The sequence below is a fragment of the Actinokineospora sp. genome (assembly GCF_050699995.1).
In the GTDB taxonomy this organism is placed as follows: domain Bacteria; phylum Actinomycetota; class Actinomycetes; order Mycobacteriales; family Pseudonocardiaceae; genus Actinokineospora.
In genome coordinates this window covers 1-20,035 of sequence record NZ_JBOHGC010000208.1, presented here as the reverse complement: position 1 = coordinate 20,035, position 20,035 = coordinate 1, and the positions used below count along the sequence as shown (strand labels likewise).

21 protein-coding genes and 1 pseudogene are annotated in these 20,035 nt (G+C 69.0%); 10 read left to right on the top strand and 12 right to left on the bottom strand.

Features of this window, described 5'->3' with window-relative positions; translation table 11 throughout:
- Positions 1-47 precede the first annotated feature (47 nt).
- Positions 48-1,031 carry a helix-turn-helix transcriptional regulator gene (locus tag ACRDSQ_RS11335; protein ID WP_431420829.1) on the bottom strand — a complete coding sequence of 328 codons (984 nt, stop codon included), beginning with the start codon at positions 1,029-1,031 and terminating at the stop codon, positions 48-50.
- A 106-nt stretch (positions 1,032-1,137) separates the two neighbouring features.
- Positions 1,138-2,265 carry a serine hydrolase domain-containing protein gene (locus ACRDSQ_RS11330; RefSeq protein ID WP_431420828.1) on the bottom strand — a complete coding sequence of 376 codons (1,128 nt, stop codon included), beginning with the start codon at positions 2,263-2,265 and terminating at the stop codon, positions 1,138-1,140.
- 168 nt (positions 2,266-2,433) lie between these two features.
- Between ACRDSQ_RS11330 and ACRDSQ_RS11325 the strand changes: the two genes are divergently transcribed.
- Positions 2,434-3,033, top strand: coding sequence for a TetR/AcrR family transcriptional regulator (locus ACRDSQ_RS11325; RefSeq protein ID WP_431420827.1), 600 nt, complete (start codon positions 2,434-2,436; stop codon positions 3,031-3,033).
- Here ACRDSQ_RS11325 and ACRDSQ_RS11320 read toward each other — a convergent pair.
- The gene (locus tag ACRDSQ_RS11320; RefSeq protein ID WP_431420825.1) at positions 3,023-3,364 is read right to left on the bottom strand and encodes a DoxX family protein; all 342 of its coding nucleotides are present in this window, start codon (positions 3,362-3,364) and stop codon (positions 3,023-3,025) included. The two genes, ACRDSQ_RS11325 and ACRDSQ_RS11320, sit on opposite strands and share 11 nt — an antisense overlap.
- A 44-nt stretch (positions 3,365-3,408) precedes the next feature.
- Positions 3,409-4,152, bottom strand: a complete 744-nt coding sequence (locus tag ACRDSQ_RS11315) for a class I SAM-dependent methyltransferase (protein WP_431420824.1) — start codon at positions 4,150-4,152, stop codon at positions 3,409-3,411.
- Between the two features lie 95 nt (positions 4,153-4,247).
- Here ACRDSQ_RS11315 and ACRDSQ_RS11310 point away from each other — a divergent pair, with 95 nt between their 5' ends.
- The gene (locus ACRDSQ_RS11310; RefSeq protein WP_431420823.1) at positions 4,248-5,084 is read left to right on the top strand and encodes an alpha/beta fold hydrolase; all 837 of its coding nucleotides are present in this window, start codon (positions 4,248-4,250) and stop codon (positions 5,082-5,084) included.
- Here the strand turns inward: ACRDSQ_RS11310 and ACRDSQ_RS11305 are convergent.
- The 3 genes from ACRDSQ_RS11305 to ACRDSQ_RS11295 all read right to left on the bottom strand — a co-directional run bounded on the left by ACRDSQ_RS11305 (position 4,994) and on the right by ACRDSQ_RS11295 (position 6,788).
- Entirely contained in the window at positions 4,994-6,061 is a 1,068-nt protein-coding gene (locus ACRDSQ_RS11305; protein WP_431420821.1) for a sigma-70 family RNA polymerase sigma factor, read from the bottom strand. The two genes, ACRDSQ_RS11310 and ACRDSQ_RS11305, sit on opposite strands and share 91 nt — an antisense overlap.
- 27 nt (positions 6,062-6,088) lie before the next feature.
- Positions 6,089-6,403: a hypothetical protein gene (locus ACRDSQ_RS11300; protein ID WP_431420820.1), complete on the bottom strand. Its 315-nt coding sequence runs from the start codon at positions 6,401-6,403 to the stop codon at positions 6,089-6,091.
- 61 nt (positions 6,404-6,464) lie between these two features.
- Positions 6,465-6,788, bottom strand: coding sequence for a hypothetical protein (locus tag ACRDSQ_RS11295; protein ID WP_431420819.1), 324 nt, complete (start codon positions 6,786-6,788; stop codon positions 6,465-6,467).
- A gap of 420 nt (positions 6,789-7,208) precedes the next feature.
- On the opposite strand from ACRDSQ_RS11295, the gene ACRDSQ_RS11290 reads away from it, so the two are divergent.
- The 3 genes from ACRDSQ_RS11290 (at position 7,209) to ACRDSQ_RS11280 (ending at position 9,005) form a co-directional block, all read left to right on the top strand.
- Complete coding sequence (locus ACRDSQ_RS11290; RefSeq protein WP_431420818.1) at positions 7,209-7,535, top strand: substrate-binding domain-containing protein; 327 nt, start codon at positions 7,209-7,211, stop codon at positions 7,533-7,535.
- The gene (locus ACRDSQ_RS11285; protein WP_431420816.1) at positions 7,532-8,488 is read left to right on the top strand and encodes a carbohydrate kinase family protein; all 957 of its coding nucleotides are present in this window, start codon (positions 7,532-7,534) and stop codon (positions 8,486-8,488) included. The genes ACRDSQ_RS11290 and ACRDSQ_RS11285 overlap by 4 nt, the downstream gene beginning before the upstream one ends.
- Positions 8,489-8,624: 136 nt before the next feature.
- Entirely contained in the window at positions 8,625-9,005 is a 381-nt protein-coding gene (locus ACRDSQ_RS11280; RefSeq protein WP_431420814.1) for a YrdB family protein, read from the top strand.
- Here the strand turns inward: ACRDSQ_RS11280 and ACRDSQ_RS11275 are convergent.
- The 3 genes and pseudogenes from ACRDSQ_RS11275 to ACRDSQ_RS11265 form a co-directional block, all read right to left on the bottom strand.
- Positions 8,968-9,603 carry a DUF4386 domain-containing protein gene (locus ACRDSQ_RS11275; RefSeq protein ID WP_431420813.1) on the bottom strand — a complete coding sequence of 212 codons (636 nt, stop codon included), beginning with the start codon at positions 9,601-9,603 and terminating at the stop codon, positions 8,968-8,970. The genes ACRDSQ_RS11280 and ACRDSQ_RS11275 overlap by 38 nt on opposite strands.
- A 109-nt stretch (positions 9,604-9,712) precedes the next feature.
- A pseudogene (locus ACRDSQ_RS11270) lies at positions 9,713-10,097 on the bottom strand (gamma carbonic anhydrase family protein).
- A gap of 62 nt (positions 10,098-10,159) precedes the next feature.
- Positions 10,160-11,677 (bottom strand): glycosyltransferase family 39 protein, encoded by a 1,518-nt coding sequence (locus ACRDSQ_RS11265; protein WP_431420812.1) that lies wholly within the window; start codon positions 11,675-11,677, stop codon positions 10,160-10,162.
- A 204-nt stretch (positions 11,678-11,881) separates the two neighbouring features.
- On the opposite strand from ACRDSQ_RS11265, the gene ACRDSQ_RS11260 reads away from it, so the two are divergent.
- The 4 genes from ACRDSQ_RS11260 to ACRDSQ_RS11245 all read left to right on the top strand — a co-directional run bounded on the left by ACRDSQ_RS11260 (position 11,882) and on the right by ACRDSQ_RS11245 (position 18,495).
- The gene (locus ACRDSQ_RS11260; RefSeq protein WP_431420811.1) at positions 11,882-12,715 is read left to right on the top strand and encodes an ABC transporter ATP-binding protein; all 834 of its coding nucleotides are present in this window, start codon (positions 11,882-11,884) and stop codon (positions 12,713-12,715) included.
- Positions 12,705-13,460 carry an ABC transporter permease gene (locus tag ACRDSQ_RS11255; protein WP_431420810.1) on the top strand — a complete coding sequence of 252 codons (756 nt, stop codon included), beginning with the start codon at positions 12,705-12,707 and terminating at the stop codon, positions 13,458-13,460. Before ACRDSQ_RS11260 ends, ACRDSQ_RS11255 begins: the two co-directional genes overlap by 11 nt.
- 65 nt (positions 13,461-13,525) lie before the next feature.
- Positions 13,526-17,344: an SDR family NAD(P)-dependent oxidoreductase gene (locus ACRDSQ_RS11250; protein ID WP_431420808.1), complete on the top strand. Its 3,819-nt coding sequence runs from the start codon at positions 13,526-13,528 to the stop codon at positions 17,342-17,344.
- Positions 17,341-18,495, top strand: coding sequence for an acyl-CoA dehydrogenase family protein (locus ACRDSQ_RS11245; RefSeq protein ID WP_431420806.1), 1,155 nt, complete (start codon positions 17,341-17,343; stop codon positions 18,493-18,495). Before ACRDSQ_RS11250 ends, ACRDSQ_RS11245 begins: the two co-directional genes overlap by 4 nt.
- 21 nt (positions 18,496-18,516) lie before the next feature.
- Here the strand turns inward: ACRDSQ_RS11245 and ACRDSQ_RS11240 are convergent, their stop codons facing one another.
- Both ACRDSQ_RS11240 and ACRDSQ_RS11235 read right to left on the bottom strand, forming a co-directional pair.
- A complete protein-coding gene (locus tag ACRDSQ_RS11240) occupies positions 18,517-18,702 on the bottom strand; it encodes a DUF397 domain-containing protein (RefSeq protein WP_431420805.1) in 186 nt (61 codons plus the stop codon).
- On the bottom strand, positions 18,668-19,567 hold the full coding sequence (locus tag ACRDSQ_RS11235) for a helix-turn-helix domain-containing protein (protein ID WP_431420803.1): 900 nt from the start codon (positions 19,565-19,567) through the stop codon (positions 18,668-18,670). The genes ACRDSQ_RS11240 and ACRDSQ_RS11235 overlap by 35 nt, the downstream gene beginning before the upstream one ends.
- 161 nt (positions 19,568-19,728) lie before the next feature.
- On the opposite strand from ACRDSQ_RS11235, the gene ACRDSQ_RS11230 reads away from it, so the two are divergent.
- Positions 19,729-20,035, top strand: a 307-nt coding sequence (locus tag ACRDSQ_RS11230) for a DUF222 domain-containing protein (RefSeq protein ID WP_431420802.1), incomplete at its 3' end; no start/stop codon positions are given.

The following is a 20,035-nucleotide window of genomic DNA, read 5'->3' as shown; positions in this document are numbered from 1 at the left end:
AGCCAGACCGGGGTCGGGCGGTCTCGCCCGACCCCGATTCCCTGCCGTCAAAGCCAACCGCGGCGCGAAGCCTGCACACCCGCCTGGAACCTGGTCGTCGCGCCCAGCCGGTCGAACAAGGCGGCGGTGCGCCGCACGACCGTGCGCCGCGACAGGTTCAGCCGCCGGGCGATCGCGTCGTCGGTCGCCCCGCTGGCCATCAGCGAGACGATCTGCCGGTCCCGGTCGTCGACGAAGCCCTCGATGCGCGAGGCCGACACCGGGACCGAAAGCCTCCACAAGGTCTCGAACACCCCGGACAGCACGTCGAGCAGACCCGAGGGCCGGACGAACAGCGACACCACGCCGTGCGCGCCCTCCGCCTCCAAGGTGACAACCGCGGAGTCGTGGTCGGCCAGCAGCAGCTTGATCGGCGGATCTTCCATGGTGCGCGCCTGCTCCCCCGCCGCCATCATCCGGGCCATGTTGGGCCCGATGAGCGGGTCGTCGAAGGCGGAGTCGAAGTAGATGGTCCGGTAGACCACCCCGGCGTCCATCCGCTCGCGCTGCAGGACTTCCTGGCTGACGTAGTACTCGTGGGGCGCGAAGTACGGCGGCCGGTCGACCACCCGGAACTGCTCCTTCGCGGCCCGCTGCATCTGCTGCGCCGTCCACGAGATGCGCGCGGTGTCGTCGATGACCTCCAGCGCGCCGTAGTGGCCACTTTCCCGCCGGACGAACCGGAACAGCTGCTCCAGCTCAAGCCCGTTGCGCCGCAGCCCGGCCTGGCGCTCGGCGTCGCGGCGCAGCAGCTCCTCGGTGACCTCCGCGGGCGAGTGCGCCTCCCACGCTCCGCCCAGTTCGGACACCGCGCCGTCGTCGAGCAGGTCGCGCAGCGTGGTCTCCACGACCTCGACGGAGAGCCCGGTCCGCTCCACGATGCCCGACACCCGCGTCCGCGGTCGGCCCACCAGTGCCCGATACACCCGCCCATGGTCCGTCTCGGCGTCCAGCACGTCGCCCATGCCCACCCCCAAGCCGATTCGATACACACGAGTATCGAGTCGTCGGGGTGTCGTGGTCAACTCCATGGAATGTGACCCTGAATGCAGCGGCGGCGGCCCCTGGAGACCAGGGACCCCCGCCTTGGGGCGCTGATCAGGCACAGAGCGCGAGCTCCACCGCCTCGTGCATGGGCTGCATGTGCGGCTGGCTGGGGCCGATGTTGGCGTTGGTCGTCGCGACCCCCTGCCTGCCGTCCGCCGTGGCGAAGGCGACGGAGACGAAGCCCGGCACGACGCCGTTGTGGCCGTATGCGGTCATGCCGCAGGACAGGCGCCACACGATGAGGCCGAGCCCGTAGCCGTACGGTTCGTCGGTGAAGGTCTTGACCAGCTCCGCCTGCTGGGCGGGCGGGAGCAGCTTGCCCTCGGCGAGGAGCGCGAAGAACTCGCCCACGTCGCGGCCGGTGGAGACCACCGCGCCCGACGCCCAGGCCAGGGTCGGCGAGTAGTGGGTGGTGTCGATCTTCAGACTGGGCAGCAGGTGGGTGTAGCCGAACGAGAACGGCTCGGGCAGCCGCTGCTTGGCCGCGGGCGGCAGCTCGGTCTCGGTCAGGTCGTGCGGCGCGGTGATCCGGTCGTGGATCTCCTGCGTGAGCGAGTGCGCGGTGATCTTCTCGATCATCATGCCCAGGATGATGTAGTTGGTGTTGGAGTAGAGGAACACCGCGCCCGGCGCGCCGTTCGACCCCTTGGCCAGGCCGTTGCGGGCGAGCGCGGCCGGGTCGTGGGTGGCCCAGAGGTTGAGCGGGTTGATGACCATCGTGCCGAGGTAGTCCCGGATGCCGCTGGTGTGCTGCAGCAGGTGCCGGACGGTGATCTTCGTGCCGTCGTGGCCGTTGCCCGCGACGAGACCGGGCAGGTACTGCTCGATCGGGCCGTCGAGGGCCACCTTGCCCTCGGCTACCAGCTGGAGCACCACGGTCGAGACGAACGGCTTGGTCAGGCTGCCGATTCGGATGTGGTCGTTCTCGGTGATCGGCCGGTTGTCGAAGCTCGACACCCTGCCCGCCTGGACGGTCCAGCTCTGGTCGCCGCCGTAGCGGAACGCCGAGGCGCCCATCGCGCGGAAGTCCGTCACCACCTTGTCGATCTTGACCTGCGCCTCGGCCCTGGCGTCGCGCTGCGCCGCCGACGCGCTCGTCGCGCCGGTCGTGGTCACGACCACCGCCGCCACGACCATCGCCGCCGCGAGCAGGCCGCCGACCAGTCTCTTGAGTGCCATGGGGGTTTCGCCGCGCCTTTCGTCACCCGGGCCGGAACGTCCGGCCACTCCTGAAATCATGGCTTGGGATGACAGTCGCGTGGTCCGGTTTCGTTGGCCCACCTGGGAACCTGTCCCACATGCGCCATCGCGGGCGATCGCCGACCGGGCCGGTTGTAGCGTGACCCGGTGACCGCTCCCACTCCCCGCGTCCGGCGCCTCGAGGTGCGCCGGCGGATCCTGGCCGCCGCGGCCGAGCAGTTCGCCGAACGCGGGATCCACGCGACCCGGTTGGACGATGTCGCCGCCGCGGCGGGATTCACCCGAGGCGCGGTGTACTCCAATTTCGCGGGCAAGGACGACCTTGTCGCCGCGGTGATCGCCGACCGGGTCGAGGGGATGACCGGCAAGGGCCTCGCGCTGACCCTGGGGGCGGGTGCCGGCCTGCCCGCCCTGGCGGCGGCCTACCTCGCGGCGCAGGTCAAGGCCGACACGACCGGTCACCGCTTTGCCTTGGAGACCCTCCTCTACGCCGCCCGCGACGAGGAACTCCGCGAGCGGATCCTCGGTTCACGCAAGACCTTGCGTGCCGCGGTGGCCGACTGGCTCACCGAGTACGCCAAGCAGTCGGGCGTCGACCTGCCGCTGCCGCCCGACGTGCTCGCGCTGACCCTGGTCGCGTTGGTGAACGGGATCGCGTCGGAGTACCTGGCCGATCCCAGCCCCGCGCCGCTGGACGCGTTGGCGCAGGCCATCGTCCACCTCGTGCCCGCACCGGTCACGCCCTGAGCGCGAGGGACGCGACGACCGGCGCCAGGTAGATCAGGGGGAAGGCGAGGTGTGAGTACCAGCGGGCGCGGGCCACGGTGATCACGGCGCCGGTGAAGTAGAGGATCAAGCCGATCGCCGCCAGGAGCCCGATGACCGGCACGAACAGGCCGATCATCATGCCCGCGGCGCCCGCGGCCTTGGCCGCGCCGAGCCAGGGCCACCACGCGCGGGGCACGCCGTAGTCGGCCAGCGGCTCCACGACCCACTTGGCGTGGAGGAAGACCGAACCCGCCGAGAACGCCGCCATGGCGGCTCCGACGATCGTGACAACGGTGTAGGTGGTGGACATCTGCTGCTCCTTGTTCGGGTCTGTTGTTCACCTGACCCGCGGGATCAGCCCGATGTGACACCACCACCGAAACTTTTTTCCGGCGCCTGGAACAGGGCGGTCCAGAGGAAGGGTTCGCCGAAGCGCGGCGAGTCCGGTGCTTCGTCGCGCATGCGGCGCAGTTCCACCTCGGTGAAGTCGGAGAAAATCCGGCGCAGCGACTCCGGCGTGTAGGCCAAGCCGCCTTCCAGCCCGGAGCGGCGGTAGAAGTCGGCGTCGGGGAGTTGGGAACCCCCTTCCGGTGCGAAGCAGACCATGGCGAGCCTGCCGCCGGGGGCGAGGACGCGGTCGAGCAGGGCGAGGTAGCTGACCCGGCGGTGCGGGGGCAGGTGGTGGAAGCAGCCGGAGTCGTAGACGAGGTCGTACGGGCCGGGCAGGTCCGTCTCGAACGCGTCGCCGCAGTGGAAGCGGACCTTGGAGCCGGGGTCCCGCTCCTTCGCCCAGGCGATGGCCGCCGGGGAAAGGTCCACGGCGTCGACGGTGAAGCCTGCGGAGGCGAGGAAGTGCGCGTTGCGGCCGGGGCCGCAGCCCAGGTCGAGCGCACGGCCAGGGGTGATCAGGCCGCGGTCGACGTAGGAGACGAGGTTCTCGTCGGGTTTGGCCGCGAAGAACGGCACCGGTTTGTCGCGGTCGGCGTAGAAGCGGTCCCACCAGTCGGAGCCGTCGGTCGTCCAGCGGTCGGCGTCCGGGGTGAACAGCCGGTCCATGAGCTTCAGAACGTCCTCGACCGTGCGGATGTCTCGGTCCACTCAACCCCCTCGTTGTTGGTCGATTTTACCAGGTCAGGCGGGGTTTCGGGGTAAAGCGGTGGCTTGCGGACGGGCATGCCTGGCAGGATCGGCGGATGTCCGACTTCATCGCGTTCGACGGGACCAGGCTCACCTACCACGTGCTCGGGGAGGGGAATCCGGTGATCGTCCTGCCGGGCGGGCCGATGCAGGACTCGGCGTACCTCGGCGACCTTGGTGGCCTGTCCGCGCGGCTGCGCCTGATCCGGTTCGATCTGCGCGGGACCGGCGAATCGCCTACCGATGACCTGGCTTCGTGTCGATGCGATCGACTGGTGGACGATGTCGAGGCGCTTCGGAAGCACCTTGGGCATGACCAGGTCGACCTGCTGGGGCACTCCGCAGGCTGCAACCTTGCCGTCCTGTATGCCGCGCGTTATCCGGAGCGGGTCAGGGCGCTGGTTCTTGTCACGCCCAGCGTGTACGCGGTCGGGATCACGATCAGTCCCGACGTCCGGCGGGCGGTCATCTCGCGGCGCGAAGGTGAGCCTTGGCATGGGCAGGTGTCGGCGGCGTTCGAGTCGATCGCGGCCGGCGAGGGCAGTGTGGAGGACTGGGAAGCGCTGGTGCCCTTTTCGTATGGACGGTGGGATGCGGCCGCGCGGGCCCATCATGCGGCTGGGGAGCTTCAGCGGAACCCCGACGCTGCCGCGGCCTACGCCGCGGAGGGCGCCTTCTCACCTGCCAGCACGCGCGCGGCTCTTGGGGCGCTTGGGGCGCCGGTGTTGGTGGTGGCTGGGGATCACGATCTGTCTGCTCCCGCGGCAGCTGCTGCTGAGCTGGCATCGCTGTTCGCGGAGAGTCAGCTGGTGACTTTGGCTGGCGGAGGGCACTTTCCCTGGTTGGATGACGCTGACTGGTTTGTCTCGACTGTGGCCGGATTCTTGGTTTGAGGCTTGGGCGTTTGGGCGCGGTTTGGCATGCCGAAGGTGGGGAACAAATGTGGGTCGTGGAACATGGTGATCCGGCTGATTCGGCTTCCCGCCAACGTAAGCACCAGGATCGCGTGGGCGTGGTGTTCGCCGTCGTCCTGTCGCATGTAGACGGCGAAGGCGGGTTGGCCATTCGCTGAGGTCGGCACCATTCGCATGGCGTTGGGGGTGCGTAGCCGGGTGGCCAGGAAGGCCCCCACGTTGTCTCGGCCGGCGAACCAAGTGGGGATGGGGGGCATTTCGAAGACGGCGTCGTCGGTCAGCAACCGCATCAGGGTGGGGATGTCGGCGTCTTCGAAGGCCTTGGCGTAGTTGTCCACCAAAGCTCGTCGGTCTGGGTCGGCGGGTTCCATGACCTTGTCCTCCACCGGGTCTGCGGCCGCGAGCTGGGCACGGGCCCGTTGCAGCGAACTGTTCACCGAGGCGGTGGTGGTGTTCAGGAGTTGAGCGACTTCCGCCGCCTGCCAGGCCAGGACATCTCTCAGCAGCAGAACCGCGCGTTGGCGGGGTGGGAGGTGCTGCAGGGCGGCGGCGAAGGCCAGGCGGGTGGTGTGGCGGGACTCGACCGTGTCGGCCGGGTCGGGGGCGAGCAGGGTGTCCGGGAAAGGTTGCAGCCACAGCGTCTCCGGCTGTGGCGGGTCCACGTTCGGGTCCGCGCTTGGTCCCGCCAGGCCGGACGGCAGTGGGCGGCGGGTTCCGCGTTCCAAAGCCTTGAGGCACGCGCGGGTCGCGATCTTGTACAGCCACGTGCGCAGCGACGACTGGCCCTCGAAATCGCCGTACGCGCGCCAGGCCAGCAAGTAGGTCTCCTGGACCAAATCCTCGGCCTCGTGGATCGAGCCGAGCATCCGGTAGCAGTGTGCGAGCAGTTCCCGGCGGAACGGGTCGGTGAGCCTGGCGAAGTCCTCACCGGCCCGCACCTCGGTTGTCGATGACACGATTGCTCCTCCCACCGCGCGATGAGGTTACGACAGCTCAGTGACCGGCACCCGGTAGGACCCGACAAGCGTCGCCTCGGATCGTTCCACCGGGGCGGCCAGGCGGTCGGCGATCCCGGCCTGGAACTCGGCGAACGCGGCCACCTCCGCCAGCGGATTGACCTCGCCTTCCATCACCGCGACGTGGACGAAGCTCACCCCATCGGCCAGCCGGAAAGTGGCGTACCGCAATCCATCCGGCGTTTCCTCATTCAGCTCGGCGAACACCTTCTCGACCGCCGCCTGGTTCTCGTCGGCCGCCTCGGGCTTCGTCGTGTAGCGCACCACGAACATCGTGCTCATCGGTTGACTCCCGTTTCCGTTTCGGTCCTCTGCCAATACAGATCCGGGAAGTCCCCGAAACTCATCGCATCACGATGCCGGGAAGCTGGTAGCGGAACCGTTTGATGGCCTTCGCCGCCACGTGGACGTGGTTTTCGGAGTCCCAACTCCACTCGAACGCGTTGGCGAGCCGGTTGACGAGGTTGAAGATGACGTTGACGTGCAACGCCTCCACGATCGCGGAGTCCGGCACGCCCGCGGCCCGCGGCGGGGCGAGGTCGGCGGCGGTGAGTTCCGGGCGCATGGCGGCGGTGTCGACGTCGATCTCGCCCGCCGACTCCAGGCGGGTGGTCTCGGTGTGGATCCGTTGGCAGAACGGGCGTTCGTTCGCCTCGGAGGTGACCATACCGAGGTACTCGCGGTTCGGCGGCCGTCCAGAACGAGGGGCCGCGCAGGACTGCTTGCCCGTAGGCGAAGAAGCGCCTGCCGAAGAACTCCGGGCGGTGCATGGGCGGTCTTCGTGACGTCGTCCATCTCCTCGCCGAAGGCCAGCGCGGCGATCCGCTGGAACAGCTTGGCGGGCAGGCGGTGGCCGTGTTCGAGCACGTCGAGTCTCATGGCGCACCTTCCCGGACCGCGCGCAGGCCGACGTCGAGGCGGTGCAGGGCCGCGCCGAGGGCGGTGGCCACGGTCAGTTCGAAGATCTGCTCCTCGTCGAGGCCCGCGGCCCGCAGACCCTCGATGTCTTCGTCGCCGTATGCGCCGGATCCGGGCTCACCGCGCCTACCAGCACGATCATGACTAAGCTGACTATTCCGTCAAACGATTGACGTCGGAGGTCTCGGTGGCGACCGTGCTGTTCGTGGACTGCGCGGGCGACGCGGAGGTCGAGGCCGCCGCGGTGCGGACCCTGGTGCGGCGCAACGTCGACGCCCTCATCTACGCCTCGATGTACCACCGGGTGCTCGACCTGCCCGAGATCCCCAGCGACCTTCCACGACAAGCCGCGCTCGCCCGCGAACTCGGCCTCAGCATCCCCGACGACCTGTCCATCGTGGGCTTCGACGACCAGGAACACGTCGCCGACGGCCTCGCCCCCGGCCTGACCACCATCGCCCTCCCGCACTACGAAATGGGCGTCTGGGCCGCATGACCCCGCGGGTGGTCGTCGTCGGCGAAGCGCTCATCGACCTGCTGGTCGACGAGGATCCCCGCCACCCCACCGCGATCCCGGGAGGCGGCCCGGCCAACACGGCGATCGCCCTGGCCCGGCTCGGCACCCCCACGGCCCTGGCCTGCCGACTGGGCAACGACGCCTTCGGCGACCTGCTGCTGGCCAACCTCACCGCCAACGATGTGGACCTGGCCTACGCCGTGGACGCCGATGAGCCCGCCAGCCTGGCGGTGGTGACGCGAACCGGCGAGGGGCCCGCCTACAGCTTCCACGTCACGGGGACCGCGGACTGGGCATGGCAGCCGCACGAGTTGCCCGCCGACCTGCCCGCCGAGGTCAGAGCCGTGCACACCGGTTCGTTGGCGCTGGCGCTGGAACCCGGGGCGAGCGTGATCGCCCGATGGTTCGCCGCCCAGCGCGAGCACCGGGTCACCAGCTTCGACCCCAACGTCCGGCCGGCGCTCGTCGGCACCCGCGCCGAGTACGTCCAGCGCATGACAGCGCTCTGGTCGGTCAGCGACATCGTCAAAGTCAGCGTCGAAGACCTCCAGTGGGTGTACCCCGACGTGGACCCGGTCGAGGCCGCCCGCACCCTGCGGCGCGACCTCGACACCCCGCTGGTCGTGGTCACGCTCGGCGGCGAGGGAGCGATCGCGCTCCACAACGAACAGGCTCACCACCGCCGGGCCGATCCCGTGTCCGTTGTGGACACGGTCGGCGCGGGCGACACGTTCACCGGCGGGCTCCTGCACTGGCTCAACGAGAACGGCTCACTCAGTCGCGATCGCCTGCGGGCCCTCACCGGACATGACATCGACCAGGCACTCCAGTTCGCCATCACGGTGGCGGGCTTGGCCTGCACGCGACCCGGCGCCGATCCGCCGCGGCGCGCGGAGGCAGACGCCGCGATCCAGCGCGCCCGCGCGCTCTGAACTGGAAGGCGGGGAGGTCCTGCCCTTCGGCGGGGGCGCGCAGGTGTTGTCGGTGCCAGGGCACACTGACCCGCACGGCTTCGCCCCGCTCGCGGGTGCTGCGCACGATCTTCCAGCACGACGGAGGGCACCTCTCGTGCCCTCCGTCGTGTGGCAGAGTGCGCGGAAGCGGTCGGAACACCTGGGGGTGGCTGTGCGCGGTCTGCAACTCACTTCGGCACTCTTATTGGAACTCGCGGTCTTCGCCGCCTTCGCGTACTGGGGCTGGACCGTGCACTGGGCTGTCGGTATCGCGGCGTTCGCGGTGGTGACCGTCGCTTGGGGACTGTTCCTCTCGCCGAAGGCGAAGTTCCCGCTGCCGACACCCGCGAAGCTCACGGCGAAGGCCTTTGTGTTCGCCGGGGCGGCATTCGCGCTCGTCGCCACCGGGGCAACCGTGCTCGGCCTGGTCTTCGGCGCGTTGCTGGTGGTGCTGTTGGTCAGTGAGGCTGTGTGGCCATGGGCGCACTTGGCTTGAAACCCTTGATGATGAGGTACAGGGCGAGGCTGACCTCCCACGCGAACACGGGAAGCGCCGCGAGCGCGCCCACCGTGGAGACCTGCTCGTAGCGCCCGAACAGCACGGCCGTCGCGGACACGCAGATGAGCGGGCCGCCGATGAGGCCCAACACGGCGATGGCGCGCGGCACGAGCCCGGAGCGGTACATCAGGGCGGCGAGCATGAGGCTGTTCGCGCCGAGGACGAAGTTGGGGCCGAGCAGGAACGCCCACTCGTGGAAGGCGAGAAGCACCTTGCCGACAGCGTTGTCCATTCCCTGCTCTCGCAGCGTCACGATCGACAGGACGCTGATGGTCCCGACGCAGATGATGGCGGCTTCGAGCAGGCGGGCGCACACGTAGCCCAGGGCCAGGCCGGGGTTCTGTCTCTTGACGATCGGGTACAGCGTGACCGCGGACCCGATCACGGCGGCGACCAGGAGCAGTTCGAGCAGCCCACCGAGCAGCACGCCGGTGTCCGAGCCGGGATGGTTCGGGTCGGCGAGGACCGGTTGGTAGAGCGCCAGTCCCGCTATCGCGGTGACCTCCGTGATCAGGAAGAACACACCCGCGGTCACTGCCGTCGTCCTCGTCGAGCCCATTGCCGACCCCTTCACCCACGCCGAGGTGTACGGCGTACACCAGTACGTCGGAACAGTAGGCGTACGCCGTACACCTCGTCAAGCGTCACTCCGCGACTGGGCGCACCCCCACCCGGTGGCGGGCGGCGAGGTCTCGGTAGGCCTGTGGGTTGACGTTCACCCAGAACTCGGCGGCCGCGCCCGCGATCGGCCCCTTCACCTTCGCCGGGCTACCGGTCACGAGAACCGCGTCGGGAAACTCGGTCCCGCCGACGACCAGCGCCGCCCGGCGGCGCGTGCAGGACGGAACCGTCCTGCACGTTGGCACCGGCCTGGATGATCACCTGCTCGAAGTCGCCGCGAATCACCGCGTTGTACCAAACGGACGCGCCTTCCTCGACGATCACGTCGCCCACCAAGGTGGCCGTCGGAGCGATGAAGGCGGTGGGGTGCACGCTCGGGCTCTTGCCCTCGAAAGAGAAAAGTGGCATCCGCCGACCCTATTCGGACATTCGCCGCATGGCAGTGGCGCGGCGGCGGCGCCGACCAGCGGTCAGTAATAGTGCCGAAGCGAGGCCCACACACTCGACCACGACCCAGCCGCCCCCGCGCAGAGCTGAACAACACTCCCCTGCTCGTCATTCTCCAACCCATAGCCGTTGTCCACACGGGCCACAGGCGCACAATCCCGGAAGTACCGCACCAAAGACCGATTGCTCGGATAGTGCACCAACACCACAGGCCCATCCGACGAATCCGCGGGCGGCCCCCAGTCGGCGTAGCTCATATGGCCGGAGTACGCCGACGGCAAGCCATGCGACGGTCCAAACTGATCGATCGCGCCCGCTTCGCCGTAGTTCTGGGTGAAGATGACCGCCCGATCCCGCTGCTCAACCGGAATCCGCTCCCACACCGAGGCGACAGTCGCCACCAGCGACGGCCAGCCGACTTGTTCGCCCTGTTCCTTGTTCATCGCGTTGACCACGCCCACCGCGCTCGGTGGCAGCAAAGGCAGGGTCGCCACCGCGTTGACCACCGCCGACACCGCGACGACCGCCACGAGAATCGTGCGACGGCGGGCCGAGTGGGCCCAGCGGACGGCGGGTTCGACGCCGGCGGCGAGCACCACGATCAGCAGCGGAAGCACGTAGTAGGGCTTGCCGCCGATCGCCAGCACGACGACCGCCAGCAGCGGGTACGCCACCGCGAACGCCCGCGCCCAGCGGATCTCCCGCCACAACCGCAGCAGGCCGGCGATCAGGATGGGGACGAACGGCGGCGAAACGTAGACCAACTGCAGCGGGACGAACATCAGCCGGTTCTCCAGCCCGTCCTTCTCGCTGATCCCCCCGGCCACCGTCAGTTGCGGCCACCCGTGAACCACCTGCCACCACAGGTTCGGCAGCGCGATCACCAGTGCGATCAGCACGCCCGCCGCCAGCCACGGCGTCACGAGCACCCGCCGCGGGCCGACGATCAGGACCGAGGCCAGGACGCCGAACACGAGGAGCAGGATCAGGTACTTGTTCTGCATCCCGACGCCCACGGCCGCGCCGATGGCGAGGTGCCAGCGGCCGTCGCCGGTGCGCAGGAACCGCAACACGAACCAGCTCACCAGGAGCCAGATGAGCATGTCGAATGTGGCGGTCGAGACCATGTGGCCGATCACCAGGACGATGCTCGACACCGCCCCGCACACCGCCGCGAGTGTCTGCGCTTGGCGGTCGGCGCCCAGTTCGCGGGCGATCAAGGCGACCACGACGACGATCGCCATGTACGCCAGGATGGCGACTGCCCGCAGTCCGAAAAGGGTGTCACCGAACAGTTCGGTGCTCGCCCGCGCCAGCAGCGGCGTCAGGGGCGGCTGATCGACGTACCCCGCCGCGGGGTGGTCGCCCGCCACGAGGAAGTACAGCTCGTCGCGGTGGTACCCGTAGCGGCCCGACAATGCCGTCTGCACCGCCGCCAACAACACGACGACGACCGCGACCGGGCCCGCGGCGAAAGCTTGGAGGGTCGTTCGACCGACGCCCGCGTCGGTCGCCGTCAGGCCTGCTTGGCTGGAAGGCACCACGCGATCATGCCATCGTCCGAACCTGCCGTCGCCGCCGCACGGGACACGTTCGGGTCATGCGGTGGCAGTTAGCTGCCGACAGTGATTCCCCTCTGGCCGTGCGTCTCCACCCGGCTCGATAGTGGGCGTCGAGCATGACAACCCCACCTGAGCCCGGGCTCAACGACCCTCTCGGGTCCATTCACGTTCAGAGGTGACCCATTGCTGGAAGCAATCGACCTCACCAAGCGCTACGGTCCGGTCCAGGCTCTCGACGGCTTCAGCTTGCGGGTCGAAGCGGGCGAGATCGTCGGGTTGGTCGGACACAACGGCGCGGGTAAGACGACGTTCATCGAGATGGCGGCGAGTCTCGCCCGCCCGGACACCGGCACCGTCACCGTCGACGGCCAGGACCCCGGCAAGGTTCGGGGCAAGATCGGCATCGCGCCGCAGCACATCGCGCTCTACCGCTCGATCACCGTCCGGGAGCACATGGTGCTGTTCGGCGGCCTCGCCGGATTGCGCCGTGCGGAACTCACGAGCGCGATCGACGAACTCGCCGTCGCGCTGCACCTCACCGACTTCATCGACCGGCGCGCCGGCCTGCTTTCCGGCGGCCAACAGCGCCGCACGCAGGCAGCCGCGGCGCTGATCCACCGGCCGTCCGTTCTCCTCCTCGATGAGCCCACCGCGGGCGCCGACCCGGAGACCCGCGGCGCGCTGCTCGACGTGGTCAAACAACGCGCGGGTGAGGGTGCGGCCATCATCTACACCACCCACTACCTGCCCGAACTCGTCGAACTTCAGGCCACGATCGCGGTCGCGCGGGCCGGGCGGATCATCGCGCGCGGCACGAGTGAGGACCTGCTCTCGCAGCTGCCCGGCGAAGTGCTGGTCACCCTCGACGACGAGGAAATCCGGGTCACCACAACCGATCCCGGCGCCACGCTGATCGACCTCCTCAAGCGCGACGACCGCAACGTCACCGCGGTCGAGTTGCGCAAACCCTCCCTTGACGACCTCTACCGGTCCCTGGCGGTCAAAGATGTCTCTTGATTCGACCTACCGCGTCGGCGTGCTGGTGCGGCACAACACGGTGATGCGGCTGCGCGACCCCGGGCAGATGATCAGCTACATCGTGCTGCCGATGGTGATCATGCTGATGTTCAAGCCCATCTACGAGCGGGCGTTCAACACCGGCACCATCCAGGTCGTCACCGGACCGCTGATCATGTTCTCGGTCTTCACCCTGTCGATCATCGGCAACTCGATCCTGGTCGAGCGCGAGTGGCGCACCTGGGACCGGCTGCGCACCAGCCCGGCGACGGCTTTCGAGCTGCTGCTGGGCAAAACCGTGCCCGTGTTCGCGATTCTCATGGTGCAGCAGACGGTTCTGCTGGTCTACGGGTGCTTGATCATCGGCCTGCCGATCCCGCGCACGATCGGGCTGGTGATGCTGGCGATCGTCATGTGGGGTCTGACGCTGCTGGCGATCGGGGCGGCGCTCGCCACGATCATGCGCAGCCACGCCGAACTCGGCATGGTCGCCGACCTCGGCGCGATCACCCTGAGCGCCATCGGCGGCGCCTTGGTGCCGGTCGCGCTGATGCCGGGGTGGGCGCAGGTGATCGCGCACTTCTCCCCCGGCTACTGGGCTTTGGAGATGCTGCAGGCCTCGATCCGCGGCGATGAGATGGGCACGTTGAAGCCCGCCGCGATCTTGCTCGGCGTCACCGTTGTCGCGGGTGGTTTCGCCATCCGGCGGATCGCGCGCGGCTGGGGCCGCAGCGACCTGCTCTAGCTCTTTCGCACACCTACGTTCTGGGCCGCGGTCAGGCGGCGCCGCGCCATTCTCGGGAGGTCACCATGACGGAAACCGACTACAGCTCCGCGGTCGCGCTGATCGGCATGTCCGGTCGTTTCCCCGGCGCGGACAGCGTTTCCGAGCTGTGGCGCAACCTGCTCGCGGGCGTGAAGGGCCTGCGGGAGGTCAGCGACGACGAGTCGCGTGAGGCGGGTGTCACCGAAGAGGCGATCGCCGACCCGCGCTACGTGCGGGTGGGCGGTCCGCTCAAGCAGATCGACCGGTTCGACGCGACGGTCTTCGGGTTCAGCCCGCGTGAGGCCGAGACGATGGAACCGCAGCACCGACTGTTCCTGGAATGCTCCTGGGAGGCCTTGGAAAGCGCCGGGTACTGCCCGACGGACACGCCGGGCCAGGTCGGTGTGTTCGGCGGGTCCGGCTTCCCGTTCTACATGATCCAGAATGTCCGCCAGGTCGCCGACGAGCCCGGCGGGGAGATCCTGCTGGGCATCGGCAACGAGCGCGACTCACTGTCCACTTTGGTCTCCTACAAGCTGGGACTGAGCGGTCCCAGCATGACCGTCCAGACCTTCTGCTCGACGTCGCTGGTCGCGGTGCACCTGGCGGTCCAGAGTCTGCTGACCTACGAGAGCGACATCGCGCTCGCCGGCGGCGCGTACATCCCACTGCCCCAGCCGACCGGCTACCACTACGAGCAGGGCGGCATCCTCTCCCCCGACGGCGAGGTTCGCAGCTTCGACGCGGGCGCGAGCGGGACCGTCATGGGCAGCGGCGTCGGCGTCGTGGCGCTCAAGCGCATGTCGGAGGCGCTGGAGGACGGCGACGTCATCCACGCGGTGATCCTCGGGTCGTCGGTGAACAACGACGGTCGCGTGCGTGCCGGGTACACAGCTCCGGGTGTCGACGGGCAGGCCTCGGTGATCGAGTCCGCGATCGGCGTCGCCGGGATCAAGCCGGACACCATCGGCTACGTCGAGTGCCACGCCACGGGCACCGTGCTCGGCGACTCGATCGAACTCGCCGCGATGAACCGGGTGTTTCAGCAGACGCCGGAAACGCCGTGTGTGCTCGGTTCGCTCAAGCCCAGCCTCGGGCACCTCGACCGCGCGTCGGGTGTGGCCGGGTTGATCCGGGCGGCGCTGAGCCTGGAGAACGAGATCCTTCCGGGGACCCCGAACTACGAGTCGCCGAACAGCGCGCTGGTGACCGCGAAGGACCGCTTCACGGTGCTCACTGAGCACCAGCCCTGGCCGCGTGGCACGCATCCGCGCCGGGCCGGGGTCAGCTCCTTCGGTCTTGGTGGCACCAACGGGCACGTCGTGATGGAGCAGGCGCAGGCGCGGGAGGCGAGGCCCACTCGGCCCGGCCCGCATCTGCTGACGTTCTCCGCGGCCGATGAGCGCGCGCTCAACGACCTGACCACGCTGCTGCGTGAGCACCTCGTGGCCCACCACCCTGAGACCAACACAGCCGACACAGCCGATATCGATGACATCGCCTTCACGCTGCAGGTCTCGCGCGGCGGTTTCGCGCAGCGGCGTGCGGTCGTGGTCGACAGTCGTGCGGACGCGATCGCCGCCCTGGCCGACCCGACGCGGTGGATCGACGGCACAACCCGACGCCGCAACCCCCGGGTTCGTCTCGTCGCGCCTGATCAGGTCGCGGAGGGCTGGTGGCCGGAGCTGCACGCGGCGGTCGCCGCACTGTTCCCCGCAGGCACCTCCGCCGACCGTGAAGGCACGCTGACCGCCCTCAGCGACGCGTTGACCAGGCTGGGTGTGCGCGTGGTCCAGGGCGAGTCCGATGACGCGATCGAGGACCTGCTGGTCGCGCCGAAGTACGAGGGCTCGGCGGGTGCGTGGCTGCTCACGACCATCGCCCGGCTGTGGCAGGCGGGCGCCGCGGTCGACTGGCCGGCGCTGCATGGCGGCGCCGGGCGTCGGGTGGAGCTGCCGACGTATCCGTTCCAGCGGCGGCGCTACTGGGTCAAGGCGGACCTCACGCAGGCACAGCCGCCCGCCTCCACCGGTCGCGCCTTCGACCGTGCACAGTGGACTCATCTGCCGACCTGGCGGCAGCGTCCGCCGGTGGTGGCGGATCTTGACGAGCGGCTGCGCGGGGCCGGTCCCTGGCTGGTGCTCACCGATGACGTCCGCGGCGAGGCGCTGGTCGAGCGGCTGCGCGGTGCGGGCGCCGAGGTCACGGCCGTTCGTCCTGGCGTGGCATTCGAGCAGGACGACGCGGGCGACTTCACCGTCCCCGTGGCCGATCCCGCGCACATGACCGACCTTGTGGCGTCGCAGCTGGTCACGCCGCGGACGATCGTGCACGGCTGGAGCCTTGCCGCTCCCGTCGAGTCGGATGATCCCATCGCGCACTTCGACGCCGAGCAGGAGCGTGGCTTCTACTCCGCCATGACGCTGGCGCGGGAGCTGACCGACGACAGCGGCGTCGCCCCGCCTATCGAGTTCGTGCTGCTCACCTCCGGTGCGGTGGCCGTGGTCGGCTCCGATCTGCGCCACCCTGAGCACGCCACCCTGGCCGCGTTGGGCGCGTCGCTGTCGCAGGAGAACCCGCGGCTGCGGTGCAGGCACATCGACGCCGACGACGCGGGCACGCTCGCCGGGCTCACCGAGGCCGTCCTGGCCGCTTCCGTTGTCCCGCATGAGGGACCGGTCGCGGTGCGGGCGGGCGAGGTCTGGCTGCGGCACTACGAACACCTACCGCTGGATGCGCCGGAGGGCGACGCCCTGCCGATCCGCGACGCCGAGACCGTGCTGATCACCGGCGGGCTCGGCGACATCGGCCTGCGGCTGGCCCGGCACCTGGCGAGCCGGTACGGGTCCAAGCTCGTGTTGACCGTGCGCTCGCCGCTGCCTGAACGCTCGCAGTGGCAGGCGTTCCTCGACTCGGTGCCCGAGGGCGGCGAGCGGACCGCGCGGCACATCACCAACATCCTCGACCTGGAAAGCCGTGGCGCCACCGTGCTCGCGCTGTCGGCCGACGTCGCGGACCTGGACGCCATGCGCGCCGTGGTTGCGGAAGCGACCGAGCGGTTCGGCGGAATCGACGTCGTGGTGCACGGCGCCGGTGTGCAGGACGACCGGTACTTCAACTTCGCCCACCTCATGGACCGCGACTCGTGCGACCCGCACATGGCGGCCAAGGTGCGCGGTTTCCATGTGCTGCAGACAGTTCTGGAAGGCCACTGCCCGGACCGGCGGATCACGCTGTCGTCCCTGGCCGCGGTCCTCGGCGGCATGACCCTGGCGCCGTACGCGGCGGCCAACGCGGCGCTCGACGCCTACACGCGCGTGGCCCGCACCCGCGGCGCAGGCCAGTGGATCACCGTCGACTGGGACACCTGGAACACCGACGCCGACCGTCTCGACACCCACGGCCCCACCGTGAAGGACTTCGCGATGGCGCCCGAGGAGGCGGTCGACATCTTCGAGCGCGCCCTCGCCGCGGTCGACCGGGTGGGTCACCTGGTCATCTCCACCGGGTCGCTTGAGGCTCGGCTCGCCCAGTGGGTCACCGGCGACGTCAGCGCCGACGGCGACGTCACCGACGCCGACGGCCGGGAACGCCACCCCCGCCCCGACCTGCCCACCCCGTTCGTCGCCCCGCGCGAGGGCACGGAGGCGGTGGTAGCCGAGATCTGGTCGGCGGTGCTCGGGATCGAGCCGGTCGGCCTCGATGACAACTTCTTCGAACTCGGCGGCCACTCGCTGGTCGCGATCAAGCTCACGACCCGGATCCGCAAGAGCCTGCAGGCGTCGATCCCGGTCACCGCGCTGCTGGAGTGCCCCACGGTGCGGCAGCTCGCCGCCCTGATCGAGGAAGGGACGCAGGGATGAAGCAGCCTGACTACGTCCGCACAGCCCAGACGTTCGCCCGCCGCGAGCTGATCGGCAAGGAGGCGATGCTCGACTCGCTCGCCGATGCCCCGCTCCCGGTCTACCAGCGGTTCGCGGACACGGGTCTGGCGAACTGGTGGGTCCCCAAGCAGTACGGCGGACAGGGCCTGGGTCTCGAAGAGGGCGTGCGGATCGTCGCCGAACTGGCTTACGGGGACGCGGGTGTGGCCTTCACCCAGCTCATCCCGATCCTGGCCAGTTCGATGGTGGCGCGGTACGGCAGTGAGGAACTCAAGGAGCAGTACCTCGGCCGTCTTGCGGCGACCAACGGCTTCTGCGCGACTCTGGGCAGCGAACACGAGTCCGGCAGCGAACTGACCCGCATCACGACCACCGTGCGGCGGGATGGCGACACGCTGGTCCTCAATGGACTCAAGGCGTTCTCCAGCGACACCGATTTCGCCCAGTTCGTCGTGGTGGTCGCCCGCACGGAGGACAACGGCTACCTGGCGGTCCTGGTGCCGCGGGACACGCCGGGGCTGCGGATCGACAAGCGGTGGGACGTCATCGGGCTGCGGTCGTCGGCGACCTACGAGGTCACTCTCACGGACTGTCGGGTCCCCGCCGGCAACGCTTTGCGGGGCAACGGCTTGCGACTGCTGGAAGTCGGCCTCAACGCCAGCCGAACGCTGATCGCAACCACGGCTCTGGGCGTCGCCCGGCGGGTGCGCGATGTGTGCATGGACTACGCGAAGACCAAGCAGGTCAAGGGGGCGCCGCTGGTCACCAACGCGGTGTTCGCGAGCAGGCTCGGCCAGTTCGACATGCAGATCGAGGTCATGTCGAACCAGCTCCTCGCCGCGGCTCGGGAGTACGACGCGATTTCGGCGCGACCGGACGCGGATGACGAGTTCGTCAGGCAGGGCACGTTGAAATCTTCGCTGACCACCAAGATGTTCTGCGGCCAGACCGGCTGGCAGATCGCCTCCACCGCCTCGGAGATGTTCGGTGGACTCGGCTACACCCACGAGTCGGTCATCGGAAAGCTGCTGCGCGACGTGCGTTATGTGTCGATCGTCGAAGGTGGGGACGACGTCCTACGAGACATGATCTTCAACCGGTTCGTGGTCCCCGTGGCGAAGCGGGCCTGATCTCGGTGGCGCCTCGGCGGCCTACTCGGTCCGGCAGGCCGCCGAGGCGACGAACACCGTCCACGTGGCGACGTCGACCGCGAGGACGGGGCCCGGCGCGTTCTTAGAGTCCCGAATGCGTGCCCGGTCCGCGGCGAGCGCGACTTCGACACAGTCTGTTTGGCCGCCTGAGCTATAGCTGCTCTTGCGCCACCCGCCTTCGCTCATCCCAGCCGCCTTCCGCCCGGTCGTACTCGTCCGCCAGTGCGGCGACGAGCTTCCGGGATTCTTCCTCATCGAGGGCGACGGTGGCTATCTGCCGAAGGACTGACCGATACTTGGCAACCTGCCGGGGATCTTCCAAGAACAACCCGGCGACGCGACAGTCGAGGTACACGAGCGATCCGAACCTCGGGTAACCGAAACATCGAAACGACCCACCGAACAGCGCGGTTTCGCGAGCCGCCGCGGGCAGCACGCGGATCGTGATGTTCCACTGGTCGGCGCAGAACATCAAGGCGAGCAGCTGCTCGGCCATGATTCGGTAATCACCGACCTCCAGCCGCAGTGCACGCTCGTGTAGGAAGAACGTGAACTTGGCGGGGTTGTTGCGGAAGAGGATCCGCTGCCGTTCCATGCGTGCCTGAACCAATGCCGCACGCTCTTCGTCCGCAAAGTCTTGGCGAGCGAGCAAGGCACTGATGTAGGGCTCCGTTTGCAGTAGCCCAGGAATCACTTCTGGTTCGTAGCTCTCGGACCGGTCGGCCGACGTTTCGTGGAAGATCAGCGACCGCAGCGAGTCCGACATCCAGTCACCGTGCTCGCACAGCCAATAACCCCGATCGTCACCGGCGTCCCGGCACATGCCGACGAGCCGTTGCACGTCCTGGTAGCTCGCTCCGCAGGTCGCCAGGTACTGCACGACCTCCGTTTCCGATGTCGTTCCCCGCTCTCCCGTCTCGATCCGGTGCAGGTGCGCGATAGAACACCCCAGCTTCGGCGCGAGCTGCCGCAACGTCAGCCCGGCCGCGTCCCGGTGCACCCGCAGCAGATCACCCAGTTCCCGCCCGCAGGCCCGGTTCCTCGCTCCCATTGCCCACACGTTAGGGATCTGATCACCAGCGCGGGCCGGATCACCGGCGAATCCACCCCATCGCGCAGGCTGTCCCCATGCCGGGAACAGTCAGCTCCACGATCGGGTGATCATGTCTTCAACTGCGGAAATGAGGTCGTTCGGCCGGTAGTGTCGAACATGTGTTCAGTGCTGAGCGGGTCGCGGGGATGAGCGACGTCGAGGTGTTGGACCTGCTGCGCGATCTGGAGCGTGAGCAGGCCGCCCTCGACGCCGTGAAAGTCCGCGCGCTCGCTCGGATGGCCGCGCTGCGCCCCGATCGCGACGCCGGTGGACACCGGTTCGCCGGTGCCGAGGTCGGGGCGGCGTTGACGTGGACACCGAGCCGGGCAGCCACCGAAGTCGCCCGCGCCGCCCGTCTGGCCACCCTGTTCCCGTCCACTGTGGACGCCTTGGCCGCTGGGCGGATCGACCTGGCCCGGGCGCACG